The sequence below is a fragment of the Sphingomonas sp. Leaf17 genome (assembly GCF_001421505.1).
In the GTDB taxonomy this organism is placed as follows: domain Bacteria; phylum Pseudomonadota; class Alphaproteobacteria; order Sphingomonadales; family Sphingomonadaceae; genus Sphingomonas.
Genome location: NZ_LMKL01000005.1, coordinates 432,082 through 442,806, shown reverse-complemented (window position 1 = coordinate 442,806; position 10,725 = coordinate 432,082). Strand labels below are relative to the sequence as shown.

Below are 10,725 nucleotides of genomic sequence, written 5' to 3'. Positions count from 1 at the left end.
TGGCGCCGCGTCGCTACCCGCTACGATCGATGCCCGACCGTCTTCTTTTCCGCTATCGCGCTCGCCGCCACCGTCATCTTCTGGCTCTGATCAATGAGTCGTGACCCTAGCGATGGTTACCCCCACCTCGCCATTGGCCAGCGTTCAGCTCTGATCCCACACCGTGATAGTCAGTACTTCGTTGGCTTGGCACAGCGCCAGCTCAGCGCGCTTGATAGTAATTTCCCGTGGCATACGCCACGGCACGTCGTCTTCTGCTGGAGGTACCTCTCCAAGAAATAGCGGCACGATCGATCCCGCCAACGCCGTGTATAGGTTAGGATACCCACCGGTCTTCACCAGTTGGGCCTCCCCGTGCTCGACCAGTTGATCAAGCCAGATTATACCTCTAGACCCAACCTTCCAATCGGCCAGCACTGAAGTCCGGGTCAAATTCGAAGGACAGTTATCAGGCGGCTGTCGATAAATTGTAATTCTCCAACCGATCATGCCGTTTCCTATTCTGAACCAACCAAAGCGACGGCGCCTCGCATGTCGTGTCGTGCTTCTAAGACCGAAGCCGTGGAACGACGCCAACATGCATGATTACATGACGAAGTGCATCGGTACTCATGGATGACCGTGGGAGGTCGCTGATAAGCGCACTGGCTTGAGCTTGCGAGGCGGCACGTCAGGTGATGTCAAATATGTATCAATAACTGCATCGTAAGCGAACGGCAGGACTCCAGAGTTTCCTCTGATGGCCCACGATCGCCACATTCCAGCCTCCGCGCAAAACGCGACAAATTTGAAGGGCCAGCCCTGAAGAAGTCGAGCTACGATTGCCATCATACGATGGCGTTCAATAACCGAAAGAAACTCAGGCATCGGCAGCTTCGACTCAAATAGGGGGGGCGCCGGATCTAAGCCATGCTCTCGACAAACTACGTCCCTGAGTCGACTGGCTCGGGGGTTAGACGTCACAATGCTTAGAATTTGACGGACGAGCGTGAAATAGCTGAGCGGGTGCCCACACCCAAGCTCGGGCATGGCGGAGGGCGGGCCTAACCACGTTGCTCGCATGCGATGTTCGAGCTGCAGTGTCAGGGCGTCCCCGAACATCGTAGGATGGTCCCGACGATCGGTGAAGCAATGGCTGCAGTATGGATCCTCCCCGCGATGAGGGGATGCTGGTAGTGCACACTGATGACAACGATCTGCTAATACATATCCGTGGCTAGAGCACGTTGTAGAGAATCCCAGTCGCCACGCCCTTCTATAATATGGGGCCTTTCCTTCTTTTAAGCAGGAAGGGCACCATTGTTGTCCGGAGCGCCTCCTGGTTCGATGATAGATGCCCAAAGGCAGAATCCAACGGGTAAGGCCGGTCAATCTAAGTCTATCAAATACGATGCCTTCTAGAGATCTCAGTGATGTAGCATGCCCTCGATTTTCAGCGGTTCCCGTCATCACACAAAGGTCGTTGATGAAAGACCGAGATCCTAAAGAGTCTAAGTCTCTATTCCATATCTGAAGGCCAGGCCACTTAAGATGGCAAAATGTATGCAGCTTAGATGAGTTGCCATAAGCAACACGTCGTAACCATGACGAGAGAATCTCGTCATCATACGGCTTTGGGCGCCACGGCAGGAGTTGGGCCACTTACGTTCTCACCCCAAGCATGTGCTCCGCAGCAGCACGACGTTCACTGGGAGGAATCCATCGAAGTTCGTCTATGAGTATGTTATCCACAAACTCTTGACCAGACCGGATCGCTTCGCAAGCAGCGGATAATATCAATCTTACTATTTCTCCTATGGTCCCTTCAGAAAGCCCTACAATACGCTTAATCAATTCGGGATCAGATAGGCTTGACTGTTTTCTCAATGGCAGGAGCGTCTCAATAGTGTTTAAAAGTGCCTTGGTGTAACCATCAACCCGCCATTTCGGTAAGGGCCAATGCTCGAAACGGTTAGCAAGTTGTTCATCCGATTGTAGGGCTCTTACAGATGTTGCTAATCCGCAGGCAATCAGATGAATACCGTGCTCATTGGATATGTACCTGAGGAGATTCAAAAAGCCCCGCTGATGCTCTATTCTACCGGCATGTATGTTATGAATCTCATCTATAACTAAGACCTTGGTGTTTACTAAGCCTAAAAGGCGTATTGTCTGGCTTTGAAGCTGACTTAAAACAGCAGTTCTTCGTACCGGTGACTGTAGTCGGTCGAGTATGGCCATATAAAATTGGCGCGGATCGGGGGTGGGAGGCATCTGCACGTAAAGAACTGAAGCTAATGACGCGTCTGCGTCAGGGTCATCAAAGTCAGGATGAGATTCAACAAATCGTCGCACTAACATTGTTTTCCCATTGTTGGTGGAACCGGCAATTAACATGCTTGCTGGGCGGTGCGACCTCGGCGCGATGACGATTTGCTCCATCCGCGCTCGAATGAGTTTTGCCGCTGCGTAGGATATAAAAGGGATACTCTGGATCGCATTGATCCGCGTCTCTGCAGTCGAGCCGAGTAAATCCCGCGCCGTTTTCGAAAGGCGGCGGTCGTCCGTCATTCGTCGATCTCAAAAATATCATCTTCTGGCAAGTCAGGCAGTTTGGAGAAGCTCCAAGGCCTATGGGAGCTGGAACGGGCGGTGTCGTCACCTTGTCCTTCGTACGATGCGTGTGTGCCTTCTGCGTTTCGTGCGCGCCTTTCAACGGCGAGGCGACCTCTTCGAGCGGCCGCTTTACTTTCCGCAGCTTTTTCGACGATGCGGCGCTGCGCTTCGACGGCCTCAAACAGGGCGGTCTCGTCATAGTCAGAATTTCTTTCCAATCTCACCTTTTGGCGTGCCGCTTCGAGCTCCCAAAGAGATACTGACGGCCTAGCAATGTCTCGGGAACGGATGTGATAGTAGCGACCATCATTCGGCGATAAAAACCAAATAGCTGATACATCTCTTGGATCTCGTCGAACTATGAATGGATCCGCGTTATTGGAGCCCATGTACTCCCGTAAAACATCGTCCATGTAATGGACGCCGCCCCAGCGAATGCCGCGTTGCGTGATGCGCCGACGCTCCAGGGGTAAAAAATCTATTAACAAGCGTTCCGGGTCATTAATCAATGGCGGGATGCCGCGCCCAGGTTGAGATGCGGTGCCGAAGATGCCTTCTCTCCATCGGGTATTGGGCGTCTTGCTGTGATAAGAATGGGGAGTTCGATGATACTGACCGGCAAAAAAAGTTGCGAAAAAGCGTTCCAACTCTTTCAATGTCATAGCCGCGCCGGCATCAGGGTCACGGTCTCCCTTTTCGGCGATTGAGCCACCGGTCGCTCCGGGCAATATCTTGACCGCTCCCATGGCAGTTCGCATCATACGTTCGACGATGCCTCCAAAATGCGGCATTCCCGGCGGGCGGTATTCGATATTCATTCCCCAAGCGATGCAGCCCTTTTCGACCGCCTCCGAATGAAAGTCTGAGCCATTGTCGACATAGAGGCAGTCCGGTCGCCCGTGCATTGGCCAATCAAATTGTAAACCTATTCGCCCCGCCCATTGCTCTTTCGGCAAGATGCTATGAACGAGGCAGAGACCGACAGATGTCGCAGAAGGAGCCTCTAAGCTTAAGTGGAAGCCGAGAATTGCGCGCGAAAACTCATCTATTGCTATCGTCAAGTATGGTCGTCTTAGTGGTTGCCTATTCAACTCGTCTACGACAATCAAATCAACCATCGTGTGGTCTATCTGTATTCTCTGAAGTGGCCATTGCGTATCCAACGTTTTTCCTGGCATCGCTTTGTATCGTTCGCGGGCGAATTTCTTGCCTTCTCGGGCCGCTACGATCTCGATATCCGGAATCTTTTTTAGCCGGCGTTTAATCGTGCCTTCATCGGGAGGCGGAAGACCCGCCGAGGCGCACTTGCGTCTGATCTCCATTACGGTCTGAGTAACCGTTGGTCGCATGCGGCTGAGATGAAACCCATCTAAAACCTCAGAGATGACGTCTTCCACCTCAGGTTTAATGAATGTCATGCCACTGCGCCCGTGGCCTTGTCTTGGAGCAAGATCAACTAGGCGCCGGGTAGCCCCATAACGTTTGATTAGATACCAAACCGTCCTGGGCGAGCAATGGAGCTTCCCTGCGGCTTCCCGGACCTGCTCGCCGGTATTTTGGCTAGATAGCAAAAGCGAATCAATAATGGGCTTTCGTTCGAGAGCTTTCTTCATTTGACGGTCGGACATTTCCGAGCCGTCTATGGTTAAAGGCTCTACTTGGTCTTCGATACCCTTCATCGCCTTGAAAATCTCCGTGCTGACTAGGCACTGCAAACTATGTGCGCTGATGTCGGTAATGCTACTTTCGCCCGGGTGAGTCTACATTGACTTAGTGGGAGAGGGTGTCCGAAATGCTTCAAGGTGAACCGTTATCCGGACACTTGCTGACTACCATCATTGATCAAGAGCGTCATGTAAATGAGGGGGTATTAGCGAACGATTGTTAATCTGATGGGAAAGAAGTTCAGACGAACGAGTTTCTCACCAATGCTATCGCGGTGCCCGTATGCGAATGTAGTGCAATGCTCAGCCAGCCTCAGTGCAAACGTTAGTGCGAGCCGAGCCGGGTGCGGGCGGGTGGGCAGTGCAAACCGGTGTACCTGCTTTACAGGCGGGCTGAAGGTGAAGCCGGGCGAGGTCAGCATGGCCCATCTGGGCGTCCTGTTTCTCGACGAGCTGCCCGAATTCCAGCGCGCGGTTCTCGATTCGCTGCGCCAGCCGCTGGAGACCGGCAATGTCAGCGTCGCCCGCGCCAATGCGCACGTCACCTTCCCGGCGCGTGTCCAGTTGATCGCCGCGATGAACCCGTGCCGCTGCGGGCATCTGGGCGACGCGTCGCTCGCCTGCGCCCGCGCGCCCAAATGCGCGGCCGATTATCAGGCGAAGGTGTCCGGGCCGCTGCTCGACCGGATCGACCTGCATGTCGAGGTCGCCGCCGTCAGCGCCGCCGACCTGATCCTGCCGCCGCCGACCGAAGGCTCGGCCGACGTCGCCGCGCGTGTCGCCGCCGCCCGCGCCATCCAGCGGGCGCGCTATGACGGCACGCCCGCGCGTACCAATGCCGAGGCGGACGGCCCGTTGCTGGAAGGGGTGGCGATGCCCGACGAGGCGGGGCGCAAGCTGCTGGCGCAGGCGGCGGAAGCGATGCGCCTGACCGCGCGCGGCTATACCCGCATCCTGCGCGTCGGCCGGACGATCGCTGATCTCGCCGGGAGCGAGGCCGTCCACCGCGTTCATGTCGCCGAGGCGCTGAGCTACAGACGACGACCGCCGGTGAATTGAGCGCGACCCGGCGTTTGGACCGACAGATATTCGTACCGGGATGCACGGCATCCACAACAGGACATACCCGATGACCGACCAGCAGGCCGAAGCCGAATCCGAAGCGCGTGAGCGCGACATCGACCTTGATACCGAGGACCGCGACAGCGTGGCCGAGCATATGGGCATCACCGCCACGATCGTCCACGAGGTCGTCCGGCGGCAGGGGGACGAGGAACTGGATCGGCCCGCATCGTCCTTGTGGTGGTCGGGGGTTGCCGGCGGCGTGGCTGTCAGCGCCTCGATCCTCGGGCACGCGATGATGGAGCATGCCCTGCCGGACGCGCCCTGGCGACCGCTGGTGGCGAGCATCGGCTATTCGCTCGGATTCCTGATCGTCATCATGGGTCGGATGCAGCTGTTCACGGAAACCACGCTGTCGGCGGTGATACCGGTCGCGACGCATCCCACGGTTTCAAACGCGACACGAATGCTACGCTTGTGGGGCATCGTGTTCCTGGCGAACGTGACGGGCACGTTCCTTGTCGCGGCGGTGGCGAATGCCGGTCTGTTCGGGGTGGAAGGGCAGCATGACGCGATGCTGGAACTGTCGCGCAAGCTGCTGAAACGCGATGCGCTGGATTCGTTGCAGGCGGCGATTCCCGCGGGGTTCCTGATCGCGGCGATCCCGTGGACGGCGCCGGCGGCGCGCGGGCAGGAGTTCTGGCTGATCCTGATCCTCACCTATTTCGTGGCGCTGGGCGGATTCGGCCATGTCGTTGCCGGCTCCGGCGAAATGTGGTTGCTGGTATTGTCGGGCGAGGCGACGATCGGCTGGGGACTGGGCACGTTCCTGTTGCCGACGCTCGCGGGCAACATCATCGGCGGGACGGTGTTGTTCGCGGTGCTGGCGCATGCGCAGGTCGCCGAGGAACTGTAACGCCGCGCGGTGGCTTGCGGCGGCGCGCGAGTTGGTCTAGCCGTCCGCACACAGCCAGCGGGTTCGCATCAGCGACCCCCTCATACCGTGCGGGTGTGGTGGAATTGGTAGACGCGCCGGACTCAAAATCCGGTTCCGCAAGGAGTGCCGGTTCGACCCCGGCCACCCGCACCACCGTTTGACGGCGAGCATCGGCATCGCCCATCCCCCGCTTGATACCCATCCCGTCCCCGCCTAGCAGTCCGCGTTGGGGGACCGGCCGGACGCTGAAACACGGCGCAGGGGCCTTGGTCGGGGGGACCGCACATGCAGGCCGCAATGAACACGTCCGAGATATTCCTGATCGCGATGACGATCATCTTCAGCGTACCGTATCTGGTCTGGCGCGTGCTGCGGACCGATCATTACGCGCCGCTGGTCGTGGTGCAGATCGTCGGTGGCATCCTGCTGGGGCCGGGCGTTCTGGGGGCGCTGTTCCCGGCCTATCACGCGTTCGTGTTCAACCTGCAGGTGATCGGTGCGCTGAACGGCATCGCGTGGTGGGCGGTCATGCTGTTCGTCTGGGTCGCGGGCATCGAACTCGATCTGGGACAGGCGTGGAAATATCGGCGCGAGACGGGGATCACGGCGGGTCTCGCCCTGGCCGTGCCGCTGGTCTTCGGCAGCGTCGCGGCGATCGTGATGCTGCGGACCGGCACCGGCTGGATCGGCACCGGCGGCACGCGCTGGCAGGTGGTGCTTGGCATCGGCATGGCCTGTGCGGTCACCGCGCTGCCGATCCTGATCCTGCTGATGGAAAAGCTGGAGATCCTGCGTCAGCCGATCGGCCAGCGGATCCTGCGCTACGCCAGCATGGACGATGTGGCGATCTGGGGCGTGCTCGCGCTGATCCTGCTGGACTGGGACCGGGTCGGTCGCCAGCTGGGGTTCCTGGTCGGCTTCACGATCGCCGCGCTGGCCATCCGCTGGCTGATGACGCGCCTGCCGCAGCGGGATCGCTGGTATGTCGGGCTGATCTGGCTGGCGGTGTCGGGTTTCGCGTCGGACTGGTCGGGGCTGCATTACATGGTCGGCGCGTTCCTCGCGGGCGCCGTGCTGGATGCGAAATGGTTCGACCTGGCGGCGATGGACGCGTTTCGCGGCAACATCCTGCTGGCGGTGATGCCGGTATTCTTCCTCAGCACCGGACTGCGCACCAGCTGGGATGTCGGCGGGGTCGCGGTGTTCGGTGCGGCCGCGCTGCTGCTGGCGGCGTCGGTCGGCGGCAAGCTGGCGGGCATCCGCATCGCCGGGCGGATTCTGGGCTGGAAACCGGGGGAGGCGTCGGCGATCGGCTGGCTGCTCCAGACCAAGGCGCTCATCATGATTATCTTCTGCAACATCCTGTTGGACAAGGCGATCATCACCAACGCGACCTTTACCGCGCTGCTGCTGATGGCGGTTGCCAGCACCATGCTGACCATCCCCGTCGTCAAGCCGAAGCTGAAGGTGCTGCTCCGCCTTGCGGATCACTGATTGACCGTTAACTCGGACAAGTGGTAGCGCTATCGCTGACGAAGGGCGCACCATATTCGACGGTCAAGCGCCCCGTTCGGACAGCAGGAGCGGACACGGCCATGCCGACGACGATGATTTCACGCCTTACCCTCGCCATCGCGCTGGTCGCCGCATCGGGCGAGGCGCAGGCCGCCGGCCGTTATGTGAAGACCGCCGACGGAATCGTCGTGACGCCCGATCGCGGCAGTGCGAAGGCGGTGCGGCTTCAGGTGTATGGCGACGAGATCGTTCGCGTGACCGAAATGCCGACGGCGGATACCAAGGTGCCGGCCAGCCTGATGGTGGTCGCGGCCCCCGTCGCCCGTGCCTATGCGGTGACCGAGCGCGCCGGCCATGTCATCCTGACCACCGCGCGCCTCAGCGCCGATGTCGACCTGAGCGACGGCAAGGTGACGTTCCGCGACGAGACCGGCCGCGTCACGCTGGCCGAAAGCGGCACGCCCGGCTTCGCACCCGTCAAGGTGGAGGGTCGCGACTACACCGCCGTTCGCCAGCAGTTCAATCGCGGCACCGACGAGGGGCTGTACGGCCTTGGCCAGCACCAGAACGGCCAGATGAACTATAATGGCGAGGACGTCGAACTCGCCCAGCACAATATGGACGTGGCTGTGCCGTTCCTGGTGTCGACCCGCAATTACGGGCTGTTGTGGGACAATAATTCGATCACGCGGGTCGGCAATCCCAAGCCCTACGGCTTCGTCGGCGACGAGCTGAAGGTGACCGGCGCGAACGGTCAGCCCGGCTTCACCGCGCAATATTATCTCGGCGACAAGCTGGCGGTCACGCGGCAGGAGCCGACGATCGATTACCAGTATATCGAGGATCAGGCGAAATGGCCGGCCGCCGCCAAGGCGCAGACCGTGGCCGCGACCGGGGGGCAGAACACCGCCGGCAACGCGGTGCAGACGCAGCGTGTGATCTGGACCGGCGATGTGACCGCCGACAAGACCGGCATCCACAAGTTCCGGCTCTATTCGTCGAGCTATGCCAAGGTGTTCGTCGACGGCAAGGAGGTGCTTGAGCGCTGGCGCCAGAACTGGAACCCCTGGTACCATAATTTCGACCTGCCGATGACGGCGGGCAAGACCGCCAAGGTCCGCGTCGAATGGGAGCCGAACGCAGGCTATATCGCGCTGCTGCACAATGATCCGCGTCCCGAGGCGGACCTGCATTCGATCGGCTTTGCCTCCGACGTCGGCCATGCGGTCGATTATTACTATGTCGGCGGCAAGGACATGGACGGCGTCATCTCCGGCTATCGCACGCTGACCGGCAAGGCCGTGATGATGCCGAGCTGGGCGTACGGCTTCTGGCAGAGCCGCCAGCGGTACAATACGCAGGCCGAGTTGCTCGATGTGGTGAAACAGTATCGCACCCGCAAGCTGCCGCTCGACAACATCGTGCTCGACTGGTTCTACTGGCGCGAGGACGACTGGGGCAGCCACAAGTTCGACCCCGCGCGCTGGCCCGATCCCAAGGGCATGATCGAGGCGATCCACGATCTGAACGCGCATTTCATGATCTCGGTCTGGCCGAAATTCTATCCGACCACCGACAACTACAAGGAATTGGCGAAGGCCGGCGCGGTCTACACCCGCAACCTTGAGGCGCATGAGAAGGACTGGGTCGGCAAGGGGTATGAGAATACCGATTACGACCCGTACAACCCGGCGGGCCGCGCGATTTACTGGCGGCAGATGAAGGAGCGGCTGGCCGACATCGGTGTCGATGCCTGGTGGATGGACGCGACCGAGCCGGATATTCATTCCAACCTGTCGGTCGAGCAGCGCGCGTACCGGATGGGTCCGACCGCGATGGGACCGGGGGCGGCGTTCTTCAACAGCTTCCCGCTGGTCCATGCCGAGGGCGTGTACAAGGGCTGGCGTCAGTACAAGCCGGACACCCGGCCGTTCATCCTGACCCGTTCGGGTTTCGGCGGCATGCAGCGCGCGGGTGCGGCGATCTGGTCGGGCGACGTGGCCTCGCGCTGGGACGATCTGAAGGACCAGATTTCGGCCGGCGTGAACTTCTCGATGTCGGGCATCCCCAACTGGACGCATGACATCGGCGGCTTCGCGCTGGAGGACCGCTACACCAAGCAGGAACCGGCGCATCTGGCCGAATGGCGCGAGCTGAACCTGCGCTGGTTCCAGTTCGGCGCGTTCAGCCCGCTGTTCCGCAGCCACGGCGAGACGCCCAAGCGCGAGATCTACGAGATAGCGCCGGCCGGATCGGCGATGTACCGGTCGATGGAATGGTACGACACGCTGCGCTACCGCCTGATGCCGTACATCTACACGCTGGCGGCCGATACCTATGCGAAGGACGGGTCGATCATGCGCGGCATGGTCATGGACTTCCCCGCCGATCGCAACGTGTGGAACATCAACGACCAGTATCTGTTCGGTCGCGCGTTCCTGGTCGCACCGGTCACGACGTTCAAGGCGCGGTCGCGGCCCGTCTACCTGCCGGCGGGCACGGCCTGGTACGACTATTACACCGGGCGGATGGAGCAGGGCGGTCGAACCATCAATGCCGATGCGGCCTATGAACGGATGCCGCTGTTCGTGCGGGCGGGGTCGATCCTGCCGACCGGTCCGGCGATGCAATATGTCGGGGAAAAGCCGAACGCGCCGGTCACGCTGACCGTCTATGCCGGCGCGGATGGGCAATATTCGCTGTACGAGGATGATGGCACAACCGAGCAATATCGTACCGGGGCTTCGGCCCGCATCCCGATGCGTTATGACGACGTCACGGGCACGCTGACGATCGGCGCGCGCGAGGGGCGCTATCCGGGAATGGCCGCAGCCCGCGTGTTCAATATCCGCTGGATGACGGGGGCCAGGCCCCGCGCGCTGGACTTCGATGCGAAACCCGATGCGACCGTGACGTATACGGGCACGCAACTGGTGGTGAAGCGGCGCTAGG

6 protein-coding genes, 1 tRNA gene and 2 pseudogenes are annotated in these 10,725 nt (G+C 60.1%); 6 read left to right on the top strand and 3 right to left on the bottom strand.

Annotated features, from left to right (window positions below; genetic code table 11):
• Positions 1-90: pseudogene (locus ASE75_RS15460) on the top strand (IS5 family transposase); the annotation flags it as partial.
• Between the two features lie 519 nt (positions 91-609).
• Here ASE75_RS15460 and ASE75_RS16145 read toward each other — a convergent pair.
• Genes ASE75_RS16145 through ASE75_RS15125 form a run of 3 tightly spaced genes read right to left on the bottom strand, consistent with a single transcriptional unit; the run spans position 610 to position 4,274 of the window.
• The gene (locus ASE75_RS16145) at positions 610-1,641 is read right to left on the bottom strand and encodes a TniQ family protein (protein ID WP_156340315.1); all 1,032 of its coding nucleotides are present in this window, start codon (positions 1,639-1,641) and stop codon (positions 610-612) included.
• Positions 1,642-2,550: a TniB family NTP-binding protein gene (locus ASE75_RS15450; RefSeq protein ID WP_082445690.1), complete on the bottom strand. Its 909-nt coding sequence runs from the start codon at positions 2,548-2,550 to the stop codon at positions 1,642-1,644. It lies immediately after the preceding gene.
• Positions 2,547-4,274, bottom strand: a complete 1,728-nt coding sequence (locus ASE75_RS15125) for a Mu transposase C-terminal domain-containing protein (protein WP_156340313.1) — start codon at positions 4,272-4,274, stop codon at positions 2,547-2,549. The genes ASE75_RS15450 and ASE75_RS15125 overlap by 4 nt, the downstream gene beginning before the upstream one ends.
• Positions 4,275-4,643: 369 nt before the next feature.
• Between ASE75_RS15125 and ASE75_RS08980 the strand changes: the two are divergent.
• The 5 genes and pseudogenes from ASE75_RS08980 to ASE75_RS08960 all read left to right on the top strand — a co-directional run.
• A pseudogene (locus ASE75_RS08980) lies at positions 4,644-5,318 on the top strand (ATP-binding protein); the annotation flags it as partial.
• 70 nt (positions 5,319-5,388) lie between these two features.
• A complete protein-coding gene (locus ASE75_RS08975) occupies positions 5,389-6,237 on the top strand; it encodes a formate/nitrite transporter family protein (RefSeq protein ID WP_055932074.1) in 849 nt (282 codons plus the stop codon).
• An 89-nt stretch (positions 6,238-6,326) separates the two neighbouring features.
• A tRNA-Leu gene (locus ASE75_RS08970) sits at positions 6,327-6,411 on the top strand.
• A gap of 132 nt (positions 6,412-6,543) precedes the next feature.
• On the top strand, positions 6,544-7,752 hold the full coding sequence (locus ASE75_RS08965) for a cation:proton antiporter (RefSeq protein ID WP_055932072.1): 1,209 nt from the start codon (positions 6,544-6,546) through the stop codon (positions 7,750-7,752).
• A gap of 101 nt (positions 7,753-7,853) precedes the next feature.
• Complete coding sequence (locus ASE75_RS08960) at positions 7,854-10,724, top strand: TIM-barrel domain-containing protein (protein ID WP_235512572.1); 2,871 nt, start codon at positions 7,854-7,856, stop codon at positions 10,722-10,724.
• Position 10,725 lies beyond the last annotated feature (1 nt).